An 18,405-nucleotide genomic window follows, 5' to 3' on the forward strand; every position below is an offset into this window, starting at 1 on the left:
GCCGACCGGCTGCTTCGGGTCGGATAGCGACCACCAGCCATTGTGACTGATCCACCCTTGTCCTCCCCTCAACGTGGAGGACGAGCCATGAACACTATTGCTAGATACCGACATCAGCCTTGGAATAAGGGAAAGCTTGTCGGGCAGAAAGCTCCGCTTCGAGTCAGAGATATCTGGGCTATCCGCGTAAGACTTCAGCTTGCTGAGAAGACGCGTGATTTGGTGCTCTTCAACTTGGCCATCGATAGCAAGCTGCGTGCCTGTGACTTAACCAAGTTGCGAGTCCGAGACATCGCCCATGGGGAGCATGTGTCGTCACGGGCCATCGTGATGCAGCAGAAAACTCAGCATCGAGTGCAATTTGAAATCACCGAGTAAACCCGAACGGTTCTGGAAGCTTGGATGCATCAGGCGCGTCTTCGCAGCGAGGACTTCTTGTTCCCGAGTCGGTTGCACGCCTCAGACCATCTTTCCACCAGGCAATACGCTCGAATAGTCAAAGCGTGGGTGACAGCCATTGGCCTTGACCCAACCATGTACGGTACCCACACGCTACGGAGAACTAAGGCCTCGTTGATCTATCGCAGGACGAAGAACCTGAGAGCCGTACAACTCCTGCTTGGTCATACGAAGCTTGAAAGCACTGTTAGATACCTGGGAATCGAGGTCGATGATGCCTTTGAAATGGCGGAGCAGACGGAAGTCTGACCATTCACTGCGACGGTCGATGCTAGACCGTCGCTATCCGTCCCATAGCTGTCAGTCAATTGTGTCTACAAAATCAGGGGTCATTCAAATCAGAGGGCAGTCTTGCGCTGAGTAATTTATGACTGCCGTATCCTCAAAATGGAATCTGTGATGGCTTGAGCATTAGTGTCCAGCGTTTCCATGTCCAACAGCTCAACGGACAAAGAAGCTCCTCCCGATAAATGACCGGGCGAAGCTTCATCTTCGACATGGCTTATGAAGCGTTCATGGTTTTGTGGGTGTCGATCAGATGCTGCACCACACTCGGATCGGCCAGGGTGGAGATATCACCTAACCCATCGTATTCGGCAGCCGCAATCTTGCGCAGAATCCGCCGCATGATCTTGCCCGAACGGGTTTTCGGCAGGCCCGGCGCCCACTGGATGACATCCGGAGAAGCAATCGGGCCGATCTCCTTGCGCACCCAGTTCTTGAGTTCGGTACGCAGTTTTTCGTCCGCCTCTTCGCCGCTATTGATAGTGACGTAGACATAGATGCCCTGCCCCTTGATGTCATGCGGCACGCCGACGACGGCAGCCTCGGCGACTTTCGGGTGAGCGACCATCGCGCTTTCAATCTCGGCGGTCCCCATGCGGTGGCCGGACACGTTGAGCACGTCATCCACGCGACCGGTAATCCAGTAGTAACCGTCTTCGTCACGACGCGCACCGTCACCGGTGAAGTACATGCCGCGGAACGTCTTGAAGTAGGTATCAACGAAGCGGTCATGGTCGCCATACAGCGTGCGCGCCTGGCCTGGCCACGAATCGAGAATCACCAGGTTGCCCTCGGCAACGCCTTCGAGGATGTTGCCCAGATTGTCCACCAGTGCCGGCACCACACCGAAGAACGGACGTGCCGCCGAACCCGGCTTGAGGCCATGAGCGCCCGGCAGCGGGCTCATCATGTTGCCGCCGGTTTCGGTCTGCCACCAGGTGTCGACGATCGGGCAACGGGACTGTCCGACGTTCTTGTAGTACCAATCCCACGCTTCCGGGTTGATCGGCTCACCGACCGAACCCAACAGTCGCAGGCTGCTGCCATCAGCGCCTTCAACAGCGGCTTTGCCCGATGCCATCATCGCGCGGATCGCCGTTGGTGCGGTGTAGAGAATGTTGACCTTGTGCTTGTCGACGATCTTCGCCACCCGGGTGATGTCCGGGTAGTTCGGCACGCCTTCGAACAGCAAGGTGGTCGCGCCGTTGGCCAGCGGGCCGTAGACGATATACGTGTGGCCGGTGACCCAGCCGACGTCGGCGGTGCACCAGTAGACTTCGCCCGGGCGGTAGTCGAACACGCGCTCGTGGGTCATGGCGGCATAAAGCAGATAACCGCCGGTGGTGTGCTGCACGCCCTTCGGCTTACCGGTCGAACCGGAGGTATAAAGGATGAACAGCGCTTCTTCAGCACCCATTTCTTTCGGCGCGCACACGGTGCCCGCCACCTTCATCAGGTCTTCGTACCAGATGTCGCGATGCTGGTTCCACTTGATGTCGCCACCGGTGCGCTTGCACACGATGACTTTCTGAATGCTGCTGGTTTCCGGGTTGGTCAGCGCGTCGTCGACGTTGGTCTTGAGCGGGATCTTCTTGCCGGCACGAATACCTTCGTCGGCCGTGATCACCACTTTGGATTTGCAGTCGATGATCCGACCCGCCAGGGCTTCCGGCGAGAAACCACCGAACACCACCGAGTGAATCGCGCCGATCCTGGTGCACGCCAGCATGGCGACCACGGCTTCGGGGATCATCGGCATATAGATAGTCACCACGTCGCCGCGGTGCACATCCTGGCCGCGCAGGGCGTTGGCGAACTTGCAGACTTGTTCGTGCAGTTCGCGGTAGGTGATGTTGCGGCTTTCGGCAGGGTCATCCCCTTCCCAAATAATCGCGATTTGATCACCGCGCTCGGCCAGATGTCGGTCGAGGCAGTTGTAGGAAACGTTCAGGGTGCCGTCGGCGAACCATTTGATGTCGACATGGTGATCGTCGAAGGAAGTCTGTTTCACCGTGGTGAAAGGCTTGATCCAGTCGAGGCGCTTGGCTTGCTCGCGCCAGAAGCCATCCGGGTTAACGACGGACTGCTGGTACATGGCTTTGTAGGTTGCCTCGTCGGTCAGCGTGCTGGCCGCTACCTCGGGGCGAACGGGATACAGAGAAGCCGCACTCATCTTTGTTACCTCGGTGGAATAGTTGTTTTTGTTAAATGTTTTGTACTGATTAAACGTGCTCGGCTCACAAGCGCAATTGCCGAGGTCTCAAGCCCGACCGTGATGGTGTTGTGCTCTTTTAACGACAAGTCATATCCGGAAGCGGCTGATCAATATGGATTTGGACTCTGAACCGCTTATTACTTCATCTGATCCAATTGACCTGGGTGGAATCAGTGACGCAACAGCCTACGCAGCGGGACCCCATCTTTCAGTACCGGCGATTTGATGACGATGTAACTGAAGTACTTGGATATACCGATGTTCTTGTCCAGCAGCCCTTCAATCACTTCCTGATAATGCTGGATGCTGCAGGTCATGAAGCGCACCAAGTAATCGTAACCACCGCTGATCAAGTGGCACTCGAGCACCTCATCGACCAAGCGGATATTGGACTCGAACTTGGCGAAGTCCTCCCTTTTATGGTCGCTGAGCGTGATCTCAGTGAATACCGTGACCGAGTCGGTGATCTTGGCAAGATTGAGATGAGCTCTATACCCGGAAATATAGCCAGCCGATTCAAGCCGCTTGACCCGCTGCAAGCATGGGCTGGATGACAGACCCACCGCATCGGCGAGACTGACGTTGGTCATTCGACCGTCTTTTTGCAGTTCAACCAGGATACTGATATCAATTCGGTCTAGTTTGATTAAACCTTCCATCGCGTACCTCTTGATTGCCGTAGACAGAGGTTAGAGCAAAATCAGCGGCGCAAAGATTGCTGATGCTGAGCGACCAGATCGGCCATGCTGTTGATGTAATAATCCGCAGGATATTGCTGGGTATCATTCCCATGATCACGACAGATCAGGCACAAACCAGCCGCTTTTGGCGGCTGCGCAGGAGGTCTGGAAACCTGCAGAATATTTTTGGGCTCCAGGTTGTTGGCCAGCAACCATTCGCCGTCCGCCAATGGATTACTGGCTCGGGAATGCAGGTCTTCGGGCAAAATCCCCAAACGCTCACAGAGCTGCTCGCGATCTTCAGCATCACGATCGCAGTACACCAGCAACCGATAGAATTTGCGCAGATACAACATGGCACCGGGCGCGTCCTCGAACAGCGACCAGTTGCACGCCGAACGGGCGAAACTCATGCCCTCTTCCCAACTGGCCTTGAGCCCAAAACGCTCTGCCAACTGGCGATGGGCAAAGCACAATAGGCCACTGAAACCCAGCTCGGAAAAACGTGGATAGAGCGTGCGCACCGCCTCGTCAAACTCAGCCAATACCTCTTCCCTGCCCAGCATACCCGGATGGTTTTCAAGCAAAGGTTGCAGGGCCGTCCAGATACCGGAATCCCGATCGACCAGAACTTCATCGCAATCGATCAGCAGTGCACGATAATCAGTCAGGTGCATGGTGTGTAGCCTCCCATGATGCATTCATCAATCCATGTGCTCTAAATGGCCTCGGTCGGCGCATGCTACATTGCGCCAACCGAGACCTGAGATTAATCCAACACTCGTAACAATGCCGCTTCAAGAATTGTCAGCGCTTCGTCGATCTGATCCTCTTCGGTTACCAAAGGAGCAAGGAAGCGCAGCACATTTCGGTACACCCCACATTTAATCACCAACAGCCCGCCAACCCTGGCCTGATCGATCAGTTGTTGGGTGAGTTCTGCATCGGGGCTGCGGGCCTCATCGTCTTTGATCAATTCGATTGCCAGCATGAAGCCGGTGCCGCGCACGTCACCAATACGAGGGTGAGATGCCTGCAAGCGCAGCAGGCCCTGACGCAGCCGCTCGCCCAAGACCTTACTACGCTCGAGCAACTGATCCTGTTCGTAAGTTTCGATCACTGCCAACGCGGCCGCACAAGCCAGGGCGTTACCGCCGTAGGTACCGCCGAGACCACCGGGTAATGGCGCGTCCATGATGTGCGCACGACCCACCACGCCCGATATCGGCAAACCACCGGCCAGGCTCTTGGCGACGGTAACCAGATCCGGCTGAATGCCTGCGTGCTGGAAACCGAACCATTTGCCGGTGCGGCCGAAGCCGGTCTGAATTTCATCGAGAATGAGCACGATGCCATGTTGTTCGGTCAGAGCCCGCAGCGCCTGGAGAAATTCCGGCGGTGCGGAAAGGAAGCCTCCGTCGCCCTGCACCGGCTCGATGATGATCGCTGCTACTCGATCCGGAGTGACTTGAGTCGCCAGCAATTCGTTCAGGGCTTGCAGCGCCATCTCGCTGCTGAAACCACGATAGGCGTTAGGGTATGGGGTATGGAAGACTTCGGGAGCGAAGGGCCCGAAGTTCTGCTTGTAGGGTTGGCTCATGCCAGTCAGGGTCGTACCCAGTAAAGTACGACCATGGAAACCGCCACGAAAGGAGATAACGGCTGGACGATTGGTATGTGCGCGAGCGATCTTCACCGCGTTCTCAACAGCCTCCGCACCGGACGTAAACAGCGCCGCCTTGTAGGCTTCTTGACCACCCACCAACTCGCACAAACGCTGTACCAGGTCGATGTAGGGTTTGTAGGCCACGACCTGGAAGCAAGCATGGCTGACCTTTTGCAATTGGGCTTGCACCGCCGCGACCACCTTCGGGTGATTGTGGCCAATGTTCAAGACGCCGATGCCGCCGACGAAGTCCAGGTAGCGCGTCCCATCCACGTCCCACACCTCGGAACCTTGGGCCCGGTCGATGACCAGCGGGTGTGCCGTGACCAAACCCCGTGGCACGAATTGATCGCGCTGACGGAGCAAACTCGGGGTTTCTTCGACTTTACTGTTCATGGCATCTCCCATACTGAGCCTGGCAACCGGGAAACGGCTGCGATGTGCTTCACAGGTTAAGCTTTCGACGCAATTGTCTAAGCCGAACTTGGCCTTTGAGAAATTCGGATCGACTGTTTTCACCCCGGTAAACAGCAGAATCCTTCAGCTGTTGCTGTCCCCCATGGAATCTGCCGACATGCGCCCCATACAACGCAACGTTTTGCGTTTACGCAGATTCTTTCGACATATCCTGCTCTGCCAGTCGGGCATGCTGGATACTCCCTATTTAATGCGAGAAGTTACCCATGGCCCTGCTCTATAAAGCTGACCCGGTGCGCGGCGAACAATGGAAGCGTCTATTCGCCGAGCACGCTCCGGATATCGAATGGCGTGCCTGGCCGGACATCGGCGATCCGCAGGATATTCGCTACCTGGCGGCTTGGCAGGCACCGGACGATCTGGACACCTTGTTGCCAAACCTGCAGGTATTATTCGCCTTGTCGGCCGGGGTCGATCAGCTTGACCTTGACCGCTTGCCCACGACCCTGCCGGTGGTCCGTTTACTCGACCCGAGCATCACCCGAGGCATGTGCGAATACGCCACTTTTGCGGTGCTGAGCCTGCACCGGGATATGCTTCGTTATCGCCAGCAACAAATGGCCCGGTGCTGGCAGGCTCACCTGCTGCAACCGGCAGCCAAACGTCGGGTGGGCGTGATGGGGCTCGGCACGCAGGCTCAACAGATTCTGGCCACGTTGCAGCCTTTTGGCTTTGCCTTGTCGGGCTGGGCGCGCAGCGAACATCACATTGCCGGAGTGGACTGCTTTGCGGGTGCCGAGCAACTTCCGGCCTTCCTCGGCCAGTGCGACATCGTGCTTTGTGTCCTGCCATTGACCGAACAGACTAAAGGGATTCTCAACCGTCAGTTGTTTCAGCACCTGCCCAAAGGCGCTGCCTTGGTCAACATGGGCCGCGGTGGGCACCTGATAGAAGAGGATCTGCTTGAGGCTTTGGCCAGCGGCCAGCTCAGCGCGGCGGTGCTCGACGTACTGGAACAGGAGCCAGCGGCGCCGGACCATCCCTTCTGGCACCATCCCCAGATATTGCTGACACCGCATATCGCTGCGATGACCCAACCGGAAAGTGCGTTTAGCGTGTTGCTGGAGAATATCCGCCGGCATCAACGCGGTGAGTCAATGCTTGGCCAGGTTGACCGCAAGCGAAGTTATTAACCACTGGTTGTCAACTCACCAGTAACGACCAACCGACGCCAGATTTTTTTACTTCGCAGAGGCAAATCTGGCTTATACAAGCAGACCTGATGTTCATCCAATTTTGCAGTTCTGCGCATACCTCCTTCCAAGAATCAGCCGATATTTACTGCTGACCTCTCCCCCCAATTGAGCAGTAATTGCGGCCCGTGAAGCCGCAACTCATGCAATCTACCGAATTGATTGCACCCCATTGTCAGGTCTCGCCGTAACTGCGATACAGCCACCGCTGTGCGGAGCCCGGCGGCAGGTCAAGTCCACTGCAAGGCGCTGATCGACAGGACTCTCTCGGGTTACTTTGCAGTGGTTTACCTGAGCTGCCGCAAGGGCATCGCCTGCCGAGCAGATTACCAACACTAATAAAATCAAATGGGGTAAGCGATGAACATCGCAAAACAAAGCTCTCTCTCCTTAGCTGTCATTGCCGCCACCGCGCAACTGGCAATAGCTGGACAGTAACAAGCATCCAACGGCTTCATTGAAGACAGCAGCCTTGGACTGCTCAACCGTAACTTCTATATGAACCGCGACTTTCGCGATGGCGGCAGCAACAGCCAGGGCACCAATGGCTCCAAACCGGCCAGCGAGCGCAATGGTTATCGGGAGGAGTGGGCACAAGGGGCCATGCTCAACTTCGCCTCCGGTTTCACCCAGGGCACCATCGGTTTCGGCACCGATGCCTTCGCCTACGGTGGGGTCAAGCTGGACACCGGCCGCGGCCGGGCCGGTAACGGCCTGCTGCCAATCAGCAACAACCGCACCGCCGAAGCTGAAGTGCCGGATAGCTACGGCGAGATCGGCGGCGCAGTGAAGATGCGCATTTCCTCTACAGTGCTGAAGTACGGCGAACAACGCCCCACCGCTCCGGTATTCGCCACCGGCGACAACCGCTTGCTGCCGGAAACAGCTACCGGCTTCCAACTGTCGAGCAAAGAGTTCGACGCCTTTTCCTTTGAGGCTGGCCACTTCACAGCGTTCAACAATCGAGCCTCGACCAACTCCGATGACGGGTTGTTCACCACATACGGGGGGACCGAAGCTGATAGTGTCGACTTCATTGGCGGTACCTATAAAGTCAACAACAACCTTAGCCTGATGGCGTACACCAGTGAGGCCGTCAATGTCTGGCGTCAGCACTTCGGCAGTGCCTCTTATACGATTCCGCTGGCTGACCAGCAATCACTGAATTTTGGTTTGACGGCCTATAAGACCGAGGACCAAGGCGATGCCCGTGCCGGTAAGCTGGACACCACAAGCTGGTCGGCGAAGGCGGCCTATTCCTTCGTTGCCCACAAGGTCACCCTGGCTTATCAGAAGATCGATGGTGACGAGTATTTCGACTACATAGGCGTGGACTCGATCTGGCTGGCCAACTCGATTCAGTACTCCGACTTCAACGCCCCCAACGAGCGTTCCATCCAGGCTCGTTATGACCTGAACATGGCTCCATTCGGCATACCAGGGCTGAGCTTTATGGCCCGCTATGTCAAAGGTGATCAAATCGATGGCACCAAGGCCGATCCGAAGGGTGCCTATGCCAACAAGGTGGGTAACGACCAGAAGGAGTGGGAACGTGACCTGGAAGCAAAATACGTGGTCCAGGAAGGGACCGCCAAGGACCTGTCCTTCCGCCTGCGCCAGGCTACGCATCGCGCGACCTCGTTCGAGAGCGATATCGACGAGGTCCGCCTGATCATCGAGTACCCGCTGAGCATTCTGTAACGGTTGATCCTGGCCGGTTTTGCTCGTGGACCGGCCGACTTTCTTGAAGGTCTGCTCCCGCTCCCTTAGCCTTGAGGCGCCCATCCGGGCGCCTTTTTTTAAGCGATGCACCCATCAGAAGCGCCTTTTGCGTTGGCCTGCATCCTGAAAACCGACCCGGTATTTGCTGCCGATACTGCTTCTCATTTGAGCAGTAACTGTGGCCTGCAGATCCATCGATGACGGAATCTGCCGAATCAATTGGAGCCTCTTGTCAGGCTTCGCCGCAGGTGAGATACCAACACTTTCAGCGGAGAAATCCGACCGATTACGCTCCCTTCCAATGGAGACCTGACATGTCCGTCTCGCCACGCCCTGCGTATAGCTATCGCCCCATGACTCCGGCCGATGTGCCGTTGGCCCACGCCTTGTCCGTACAGTTGAAATGGCCCCACCGCCTGGAGGAATGGGCCATGTTGCAGCGCATCGCGAAGGGTTTTGTCGCAGAAGACGCAGGCCGCTTGATCGGTACCGCGTTTACCTGTCCGCAGGGACATTACGCCACCATCGGCCTGGTGATCGTCAGTGATGAGTACCAGGGCCAGGGTATAGGTCGCAAGCTGATGGAACTGGCACTTGAGGCATGCGGATCACGTACCGCCATACTCAATGCGACGCTGGCCGGTGCCCCGCTTTATGCCAGCCAGGGGTTCATTGACTTTGGACATATTCAACAACATCAGGGGCACGCGCAGGTTCCTGCACCGAATGACCTGGCACCCGGTGAACGCTGCCGCCCGCTGACCAAAGCCGATCGGAGCGTCCAGATTGAACTGGCCAACGCCGGCAGCGGCCTGGACAGACACGCCGTGCTCAATGATCTGTTCGATGTTGTCGAACACTCGGTCGGTATCGAGCGCGAGGGTCAGCTCCGCGCCTTCGCCATGCTGCGCCCATTCGGCCGTGGTCGCTGCATCGGCCCGGTCATCGCGGAAAGTCCAGAGCAGGCCAAGCACTTGATCGCGGGGTTGTTGGCCCAAGTGCCGGACGCATTCGTGCGCATGGATATACCGTCCGATAGCGGACTGGCCTCTTGGCTCGAAGAAGCCGGGCTGAAGCACGTCGACACCGTTGCGCAAATGGCTCGTGGCACCCCACCGCAGGCTATCGGCACAGTGCGCCAGTTTGCTCTGGTGACTCAGGCCATCGGCTGACAAACCCAGCGTTACACCCAATGCAATTTCCTGGAGAAACACCTTCATGCTCGGACCCACTGCAGTGCTGTTGGCACACGCCGACGGCAGTCCCGCTTCAACAAAATTCACCCCCGGTTCGTTGGGGGCCACCGATCCTTTCGACCGGCACATTGCTTATCTCGGGCCGGATGACATCGCTGCCGGCGTGGTCCAGGCGAGCGGGCAGTTCAATGTCGATGACTATCCCTACAGCGAAACGATCGTGGTTCACGCGGGACGCGTCACCCTGCATAGCCAGGATCACAGGCTCCAACTAAATCCCGGCGACAGCGCCGTGATCGCCCGCGGTACGTCGCTCCAGATCGAGGCGCAACCCGACTCTCTCTGGGCATTCTGCGCGGATACCCAGCTCGTCGAAGAGCGCCATCCCGGGCTCACCGCGCTCCCCGCGCTAACCCTGCTCTCTCCCTCGGCGGCACCGGGGCCAGAAATTCTGCAAAGCCCGGCACCGCAATGTCGCTCACACAATTTGTTTGTCGAAGAACCGACCAACCTGCGCATCGGCGTCTGGGATTCGACACCCTATACCCGCGGGGCGAGGCCGCACCTGCTGCATGAACTGATGCACCTGATCGAAGGCAGCGTCACCCTCCAGCTGGCGGACGGGATCGATCTGACAGTCAACACTGGCGATACGGTATTCGTGCCCCGAGGTGCCCCATGCGCCTGGAATAGCAGCGCATATGTACGCAAGTTCTACGTCGTCAAATAATTCGAACCACGTTAGCGCCGGCAGACGGATTTTCCTCCGCCGGCCCCACCATAAAACCGATCAATCACTTGCGGAGCTTAGACAATGGGATTAGGTGGCTTCAGTACCGGAAAACTCCTGATCATCCTGTTGATCGTGGTCATGCTGTTCGGAACCAGACGCCTGAAAGGTTTGGGGTCGGACCTCGGCGACACGATCAGGGGGTTCCGCAAATCCATGGGCGACGATAAGCCAGTCACTGAGGAACCCAGGGACCCACCCATTGACGCTCAGGCGCGCACGCTCGAAGACTCGGTAAAAAATACTGAACCCTAATCTATATCGGCTTTAGCGAACGGCTATTGATGGTCCAGACAGCTCTGAATAGATCACCAACCGTGGCGTTGAAGCTCATGGGCGTGGCGAATGTCCAAGCCTCAGTCAACCATTCAAATAGAGGTGAGAAGCGGAAATGGAAGTGCAGTCGATGTCAGACAAGTCGGTCGCTGGGGAAGCATTCTGGGAGCGCGTGCGCGCAGCCTATCCGGAGCAGCGACCCCTATTGAACCTGAACAACGCGGCCGTGAGCCCGCCGCCGCTGGTGGTAGAGAAGGCTATGATCGATGCCTATCGGCTGATCAGCCAAAACCCGGACGTCAATATGTGGAACAAGCTCGACGCCGAGCTCCCTACGATCAAGCAACAGCTGGCTGACATGGCCGATTGCGATCCCGATGAGATCGCCCTGAACCGCAACTCATCCGAAGGCTTGTCGACAGCCATCTTCGGCATTCCATTGAAGGCCGGCGACCAGGTGCTGGTCTCACTGTGGGACTATCCGAGCGTAATAGCCGGATGGCTGCAGCGTCAGCAGCGCGAAGGCATCGAAGTAGTGACCGTCGACTTCGACCTGATGGACGACGAAAATGTCATCGTGCAAGCGTATGCGCAGGCAATTACCCCGCGCACCCGGGTGATCCAGTTGACCCACATGCTGCACTGGACCGGGCGGGTCCTGCCGGTCAAGCGCATCTGTGCGCTGGCCCGGGCGCAGGCGATTATCACGGTGGTGGACGGTGCCCAGACGTTCGCGCAGATGCCGCTCAGCTTCCGCGAACTGGATTGCGACTACTTCGTCACCAGCCTCCACAAATGGCTGGGCGCGCCGGTCGGCAATGGCATGCTCATTGTCAGGCGCGACCGAATCGACAGCACCTGGCCGTTGCTGGGACCTTTCGATCCTCCGCCGCTGCAGATCGACAAGTTCGACCACTGGAATCTCGGCACCTATAACTCGGCGATACAGGCGGGCATTGCCCCGGCTATCCGTTTCCATACGGAAATCGGCACGCAAGCCATTCACGCGCGTCTACAGGAGCTGACCCGCTACTGGGTTGACCTCGCCAAAGACATTCCCGGTTTCAGGCTTCACACGCCACTTGATACCGTCGAGCTGGGCGCAGTAAGCCTGTTCTCTATCGATCAATGCGATGCTCGATGGGTTGAGCAGGAGCTTCGAAACACCCACGGAGTGCATGTCAAGTTCCGCCAGATCAGACACATCAGCGGACTTCGGGTATCGCCGAGCATCTACACGCAGAAGAGCGATCTGTGCCGCTTTGTCGAGGCGCTAAAGCAGGTGGTTGCAAGCAGATAGCCCGGCTGGTCAGGGGATACACTTGAGACCCGCGGAAGCGGTGGCCCTCTGAAGGAGGCTTGAGTGTGTTCCCCCCACCGCAGCTAGATGCCATCACCCGGGGAGTACAAGGGACTAACCAAATCGTAACTTTTTGCCAGGCGTTCGATGCTGCCATCACGTTCCAACTCCGCCAGGATCTTATCGAGACGCTGCATGAATTTGGGCTTGTAAGGGTAAGCCGTAGCATTGAGCCGGGTATAACCAAGGTACCCCGCCTCTCCGGAGAGCCAAGGTCCTTCGACTAGCCAGTTGAGATCACTCTGGGCAAAGACGCCCTCGCGCTGCATCTGGTCAAGTTCCCACAGGACCGAAAGGCGGTCATTGATATAGACATCTATTCGCCCATGGTAGAGCCTGGCCAGGTTGGTACGATTGTCGTTGGCATAACTCTGCTTCAAGGCACCTGTAGCGAGCATGCTTTGGTAATCCTGGTCGTCAATGCTCATGAACCCTCTATTCACGCCAATACGTAGACTGCTATAGGCGAACGGGAAACGTTCGACCGGCCGTTTTCGCGCCAACTCTGCGCGCACAAAGACGACTACCTTCTCCTTCAATATAGGCCGCGAGTAGTCCATCCAGGGCCGTGCGCTGGGGCGATGGTAGGGCGGATAGAGAGCAAAGGCACGGCCGCTGGCCACTTCCGCCAGACCGCGCGCCCAGGGCACGGGACGAATGTGCACGTTGTATTCCGGTATGCGGCTAAAAGCCTTTCGCAGAATATCGGTGTAAAGCCCTTTGACCTCATCCCCCTCGGCGTAGCTGTATGGCGGGTAGCCGGCGTCACATAGAATGACCACGTCGATGGGAGAGCTCGCCCAACTCTTGGCGTGCATGGCGCAGCCCACCAAAACCATCAATAACAACCGCATACTCGACTTCCTTCACATTCCTTTGACCCCTCTTCGCTGGCCCTTCGCAACACTGAAGGAAAGAGCCGTTAGAAGCGGTTCCACTGCGCAGGCGCTCAGCAGGCCACCTTGAGAAAAGACTGTCAGAGGGGTATTTGCGCACGATAAAAAAAGCCCGCAGTGAGACGGGCTAAAAGGGTGACACACAAGAATGAATAGAGCGGTCAAGCCGACCTGGTGTTTCCTCAGCTCACAGCGCCGCGGCGATTGCCATGCCGACATCCTGGGTTGAGCCCTGTCCACCCAGATCAGGGGTAATCGGTCCCTCGGAGATAACCTGCTCGATGGCCTTGAGAATACCGTCATGGGCCGCCCGGTAGCGCTCATCGCCATTGCCCAGGAAGTCCAGCATCAAGGCACCGGACCAGATCATCGCAATCGGGTTGGCGATGTTCTGCCCATAGATATCCGGCGCTGAGCCATGGACCGGTTCGAACAGCGAGGGGAAGCGTCGCTCTGGATCGAGGTTGGCCGAAGGAGCGATGCCGATGGTACCGGCGCAGGCAGGTCCCAGGTCGGACAAAATGTCGCCGAACAAATTCGACGCCACCACCACATCGAAACGATCCGGCTGCAGCACAAACCGCGCGCACAGGATGTCAATGTGTTGCTTGTCCCAGTTAACGTCCGGGTACTTCGCGGCCATTAACGCCGTGCGTTCATCCCAGTACGGCATGCTGATGGAAATGCCGTTGGACTTGGTCGCCGCCGTCAGGCGTTTACGCGGCCGAGTCTGGGCCAGGTCGAAGGCGAACTTGAGAATCCGGTCCACGCCACGCCGGGTAAATACCGACTCCTGCAGCACGAACTCATGCTCGGTGCCCTCGAACATCTTGCCGCCGACCGAGGAATACTCGCCCTCGGTGTTTTCGCGGATCACCACGAAATCGATGTCCCCCGCTTCGCGTCCGGCCAGCGGACATGGCACACCGGGAAACAGCCGCACCGGACGGATGTTCACGTATTGGTCAAAGTCACGGCGAAACTTCAGCAGCGAACCCCACAGGGAAATGTGATCCGGCACTTTGTCCGGCCAGCCCACGGCGCCAAAGTAAATCGCGTCGAAGCCCTTGAGTTGTTCGAACCAGTCGGCGGGCATCATCTGCCCGTGTTCCAGGTAATAGTCGCAGTGAGCCCAGTCGAGCACTTCGATGCTCAAATCCAGTTGCCATATCTTCGCTGCCTGCTCCAGTACCCGCAGCCCTTCAGGCAAGACTTCCTTGCCGATACCATCGCCGGCAATCGCGGCGATTCTGAATGGTTTGCTCATCAATCGTGGCTCCTCAATGTCCTGTTCAAACGGTGACCGGATCACAGCCCACCGATGTGGAAGGCTTTGACTTCCAGGTATTCATCCAGACCGTACTTGCTGCCTTCACGCCCCAGACCCGATTGTTTGATACCGCCGAATGGGGCGACTTCCATGGAAATGAGCCCGGTGTTGAGGCCGATCATGCCGAACTCCAGCGCCTCGCCGAACCGCCATGAACGGCGCAAGTCCTGGGTGAAGAAATAGGCGCCCAAACCATAAGGCGTGGCATTGGCCAGAGCCAACGCCTCTTCTTCACTGGTAAAGCGCATCAACGGTGCAACTGGGCCGAAGGTTTCTTCGCTGGCCAGCAACATCCCGGCATGGGCCTCACCCAGCACCGTTGGCTGGACGAACTGGCTGTCGCCCTCGGGGATGCCGCCACAGAGCAGACGGGCTCCCTGACTCAAAGCATCGTCGATATGTCGAGCGACCTTGCTCACCGCCGCCGCATTGATCAGTGGGCCGATGGTCACGTCGGCGTCCAGGCCATTGCCAACCTTGAGCTTGCCCACCTCCTCCACCAGACGCTGGGCGAAGCGCTCATAGATTCCATCCTGTACCAGAATCCGGTTGGCGCAGACGCATGTTTGTCCGGCGTTGCGGAACTTGCTGAGCATAATGCCGGCCACCGCCTGTTCCAGATCAGCGTCGTCGAACACAATGAACGGAGCGTTACCGCCCAGTTCCAGGCTCAAGCGTTTGATGTGTTCGGCGCTCTGACGCATCAGCAGCCGACCGACAGCGGTGGAACCAGTGAACGAGATTTTGCGCACCGTCGGGTTGCCGGTCAGTTCTTCTCCGATGCCGGCGGGCATGCCGGTCACTACGTTGAAAACTCCCGCCGGAATACCGACGCGCTCGGCCAGTACCGCCAGCGCCAAGGCCGACAACGGTGTCAGGTCCGAAGGTTTGACAATGATCGGGCAGCCGGCCGCCAGGGCTGGTGCGCATTTGCGGGTGATCATTGCGTTAGGAAAGTTCCACGGGGTGATCGCGGCGCAAACCCCGACCGGCTGCTTAAGCGTGAGCAAGCGGCGGTCGCCGCTGGGTGCCTGTATGGTCTCGCCGTAAATCCGGCGGGCTTCTTCGGCGAACCATTTGACGAAACTGGCACCATAGCGAATCTCGCCCTTGGCTTCATTCAGCGGCTTGCCCTGTTCGCTGGTCATGATCAGCGCCAGGTCGTCGAGGTTGTCGATCATCGCCTGATACCAGCGCTCGAGCAGCGCCGCACGTTCCGCCGCCGGGCGTGCGCGCCAGGCCGGCCAGGCGCGTTCGGCAGCTTCGATGGCGCATCGGGTTTCGCTGCCTTGCATCGCGGGTACGCGGGCGAGCAACTGGCCGCTGGCCGGGTCGATAACGTCGAGGGTGGCGGCGTTGTCGGCGCTGATCCACTGACCGTCGATGTAAGCGAGTTCTACCAGCAGGCTGGGGTCTTTCAGGCGATTCTTGAGCATGGTCGAGTCCTGTTCCGAGACAGCCTTCAGTCTATTGTGTCGCCACAGGCGAGGATGCTGAAAGCGTCGCCCCTGCAGCCTCGAATGCTGAAAATCAGCATTCGACAGCAGGCTCTACTGGTTTGTGCTGGCTATCGTCACGGTCCCCTGTGCCGAGACGCAGCCGGTCATCGGGCATGAATGAGGCGCAACGAGCTCGGTCAGACGATGAAGTGCTTGACCATGCTATTCAACTCGCTGGCCAAGCCCGCGAGTTCCCGGCTAGAGGCCTGGCTCTGATGGGCCCCGGCCGAGGCTTGTTGCGAAACGTCACGAATATTGAGCAGGTTGCGATCCACCTCACGGGCAACCTGGGATTGCTCTTCGGTGGCACTGGCAATACACAGATTGCGTTCATTGATCTGGGCGATGTCGGCTACGATGGCATTCAGTACCGCACCTGCCGCGCGGGCAACCTCCAGGGTTTCCCGCGTTTTACCATTGCTGCTGTGCATGGCTCGCAGAGTACCGTGACTGCTTTTTTGCACCGAGCCGATGATGGTCTCAATCTGTTTGGTCGACTCCTGGGTTCGTTGCGCCAAGGCCCGGACCTCGTCGGCCACCACGGCGAAACCCCGTCCGCTTTCGCCCGCGCGAGCCGCCTCGATCGCCGCATTCAAGGCGAGCAGATTCGTTTGCTCGGCAATGCCGCGAATCACGTCCAACACCGAGCCGATGTCACCTATCTGGCCTGCCAGGGTTTGCAGGGCGCCCGCGGTGTCCTCGATATCCTCGGTCAACGATTCGATGGCACCGACCGTACGGCTGACGCTCTCCTGCCCCTGACGCGAGCGCTGGTCTGCTGCCTGGGAAACCTCCGAGGCCCAGGCGGCATTCCGCGCCACGTCTTCGATTGCACCCGTCATTTCTGTGACCGCAGTGGCCGCGTGGTCGAGTTCAGCGCTCTGCCGTTGCACACCACGGGTGGCGTCATCGGTCACTGCATTTAACTGAGCGGACGTCGTGGCCAGTCGTTCGGAAGAACTCAAAATCTGCCTGACCGTACTGCGCAGGTTCATTTGCATACGCCCAAGCGCCTGCAACAGGCGCGCCGCTTCATCCCTACCAACGATATCCAGTGGTCGGGTCAGGTCACCCTCGGCGATACGTTCGGCTGCCGCCATGGCGATCGCCAATTGTTTAAGCAGACGCAACACGATCAAGGTGGCCAAGGTGCCGCCAGCTAACAGCAGCGCCAGCAAACCTGCGGACATCAGGATGAAGCTCTGCCGGGCACTGTCGCGGCGTTTCACCAGCGCCTCATCGAGTGCCGTCAGCGCTGAACGGCCAACGGCATACAAGGCGTCAACAGGTTTGTTGTAAGCCGTCAGATATTCGCCAACCGGGTAATTCAGCTTAAGCGCGTACAAGGCATCGGTAGACTCGTTATTCCCGGCGGTGTTTGCACTGGGAGCGAAATCCATGTCCATTTCGACGGCCGATACCAATCGCGCATTGCTGAGTTCAAGCGCCTGATGGATTTGCGGACCTAGTGCCGTTAGCGGCGCGTCCAGCAGAGTCTTGAGTTCGGGCTCGGCGGCACTCGCCTTGGTCAAGGCACGTGCCGTCTTGTCAACGCTGCTCAGCGCCTGGGTGGCCAAGCCACGCAGTGCACCTTGTTGCTCGGGCAGGATCCGGCCCTGCGCCAGATACAGGCCGCCGGCGCCCCGTAACTGACTTAACAACTCGCTGGCTTGCGGCAATTCGATCAAGGCACCCGCCATCAGCGAGTAAGTCCCTAAAACTGGATCCAAGGACAGTTTGAAGTGATCGAGCATTGCGTCCTCGATCAGTAGATAGGTTGCGATCAACTGGCTGTGCTGGGCCAGACTCTGCGGGCCCTTGACTGTGGACTGGCCAACCTGGCCGGCCAGTTCTTGCCATTGATGCTGCGCCTGTCGCCAGGCAGCCAGAATGGTGGGGGCGACTTGGGCTTCCTGTAAAACGAGCTCGGTTGCCTCGACGGCGCGATCCACTTCGGCCTGCTTGTCCTGACGGGCTTTGTTGAAGTCCCGATTGCCAGTTAGTACAACGGATGCCAAATCGCGATGCTGCTGCGTCAAGTGGATTAACTGGAGCAACGCCTGCACCGGTCGTATGCCCTGCAGCTCCAGATTTGTCTGGTGGCTATTCTGGTACGCACCCAGTACGTAGAGGCTAGTAGGAATGGTAATCAGGGTCACGGCTAGCAAGCCGAGCAAGACGAACTTGCCCGCGAATGTCAGGCTCTCAAGCACTTTCATAGGGGACTCCGGAAGGGTTGCGAGTGGCTGGCGGTTTTTCTCAATAGGCACAGTCAAGCAAGCCTGGGAAGCCTTTCTCAGCACTTCCCACACTGTCAGTACGATGAGCGGGTGAACTCAAACTCGGGACGTCAAGCGTTCC

13 protein-coding genes and 3 pseudogenes are annotated in these 18,405 nt (G+C 58.1%); 7 read left to right on the forward strand and 9 right to left on the reverse strand.

Features of this window, described 5'->3' with window-relative positions:
• The first annotated feature begins 87 nt into the window (after positions 1-87).
• Positions 88-708, forward strand: a pseudogene (locus tag ACYZTW_RS21415) (tyrosine-type recombinase/integrase).
• Positions 709-961: 253 nt separating this feature from the next.
• On the opposite strand, the gene acs reads toward ACYZTW_RS21415, so the two are convergent.
• The 4 genes from acs to gabT form a co-directional block, all read right to left on the reverse strand.
• The gene (acs, locus tag ACYZTW_RS21420) at positions 962-2,917 is read right to left on the reverse strand and encodes an acetate--CoA ligase (protein WP_462001694.1); all 1,956 of its coding nucleotides are present in this window, start codon (positions 2,915-2,917) and stop codon (positions 962-964) included.
• Positions 2,918-3,129: 212 nt separating this feature from the next.
• Positions 3,130-3,618, reverse strand: coding sequence for an Lrp/AsnC family transcriptional regulator (locus ACYZTW_RS21425; protein ID WP_008146530.1), 489 nt, complete (start codon positions 3,616-3,618; stop codon positions 3,130-3,132).
• Positions 3,619-3,659: 41 nt separating this feature from the next.
• On the reverse strand, positions 3,660-4,316 hold the full coding sequence (locus tag ACYZTW_RS21430; protein WP_462001695.1) for an HAD family hydrolase: 657 nt from the start codon (positions 4,314-4,316) through the stop codon (positions 3,660-3,662).
• A gap of 92 nt (positions 4,317-4,408) precedes the next feature.
• Complete coding sequence (gene gabT / locus ACYZTW_RS21435) at positions 4,409-5,701, reverse strand: 4-aminobutyrate--2-oxoglutarate transaminase (RefSeq protein ID WP_462001696.1); 1,293 nt, start codon at positions 5,699-5,701, stop codon at positions 4,409-4,411.
• Positions 5,702-5,988: 287 nt separating this feature from the next.
• Between gabT and ACYZTW_RS21440 the strand changes: the two genes are divergently transcribed.
• The 6 genes and pseudogenes from ACYZTW_RS21440 to ACYZTW_RS21465 all read left to right on the forward strand — a co-directional run bounded on the left by ACYZTW_RS21440 (position 5,989) and on the right by ACYZTW_RS21465 (position 12,259).
• Positions 5,989-6,915 carry a 2-hydroxyacid dehydrogenase gene (locus tag ACYZTW_RS21440; protein WP_462001697.1) on the forward strand — a complete coding sequence of 309 codons (927 nt, stop codon included), beginning with the start codon at positions 5,989-5,991 and terminating at the stop codon, positions 6,913-6,915.
• Between the two features lie 420 nt (positions 6,916-7,335).
• A pseudogene (locus ACYZTW_RS21445) lies at positions 7,336-8,676 on the forward strand (OprD family porin).
• Between the two features lie 335 nt (positions 8,677-9,011).
• The gene (locus ACYZTW_RS21450) at positions 9,012-9,869 is read left to right on the forward strand and encodes a GNAT family N-acetyltransferase (RefSeq protein ID WP_462001698.1); all 858 of its coding nucleotides are present in this window, start codon (positions 9,012-9,014) and stop codon (positions 9,867-9,869) included.
• A gap of 46 nt (positions 9,870-9,915) precedes the next feature.
• Positions 9,916-10,623, forward strand: a complete 708-nt coding sequence (locus ACYZTW_RS21455; RefSeq protein WP_462001699.1) for a cupin domain-containing protein — start codon at positions 9,916-9,918, stop codon at positions 10,621-10,623.
• Between the two features lie 84 nt (positions 10,624-10,707).
• Positions 10,708-10,938, forward strand: a complete 231-nt coding sequence (gene tatA, locus ACYZTW_RS21460) for a twin-arginine translocase TatA/TatE family subunit (protein WP_462001701.1) — start codon at positions 10,708-10,710, stop codon at positions 10,936-10,938.
• Positions 10,939-11,074: 136 nt separating this feature from the next.
• A complete protein-coding gene (locus ACYZTW_RS21465; protein ID WP_462001702.1) occupies positions 11,075-12,259 on the forward strand; it encodes an aminotransferase class V-fold PLP-dependent enzyme in 1,185 nt (394 codons plus the stop codon).
• Between the two features lie 83 nt (positions 12,260-12,342).
• Here ACYZTW_RS21465 and ACYZTW_RS21470 read toward each other — a convergent pair whose 3' ends face one another.
• From ACYZTW_RS21470 to ACYZTW_RS21490, 5 genes and pseudogenes are all read right to left on the reverse strand, one after another.
• The gene (locus ACYZTW_RS21470) at positions 12,343-13,173 is read right to left on the reverse strand and encodes a substrate-binding periplasmic protein (RefSeq protein ID WP_462001703.1); all 831 of its coding nucleotides are present in this window, start codon (positions 13,171-13,173) and stop codon (positions 12,343-12,345) included.
• 229 nt (positions 13,174-13,402) lie between these two features.
• Entirely contained in the window at positions 13,403-14,482 is a 1,080-nt protein-coding gene (locus ACYZTW_RS21475) for a tartrate dehydrogenase (RefSeq protein ID WP_462001704.1), read from the reverse strand.
• Between the two features lie 41 nt (positions 14,483-14,523).
• Positions 14,524-15,981 (reverse strand): NAD-dependent succinate-semialdehyde dehydrogenase, encoded by a 1,458-nt coding sequence (locus ACYZTW_RS21480; RefSeq protein ID WP_462001705.1) that lies wholly within the window; start codon positions 15,979-15,981, stop codon positions 14,524-14,526.
• Positions 15,982-16,181: 200 nt separating this feature from the next.
• Complete coding sequence (locus ACYZTW_RS21485; RefSeq protein WP_462005815.1) at positions 16,182-17,045, reverse strand: methyl-accepting chemotaxis protein; 864 nt, start codon at positions 17,043-17,045, stop codon at positions 16,182-16,184.
• Positions 17,040-18,263, reverse strand: a pseudogene (locus ACYZTW_RS21490) (nitrate- and nitrite sensing domain-containing protein); the annotation flags it as partial. The gene ACYZTW_RS21485 and the pseudogene ACYZTW_RS21490, both read right to left, overlap by 6 nt.
• Between the last annotated feature and the right edge of the window lie 142 nt (positions 18,264-18,405).

The sequence above is a fragment of the Pseudomonas sp. LB3P25 genome (assembly GCF_054897985.1).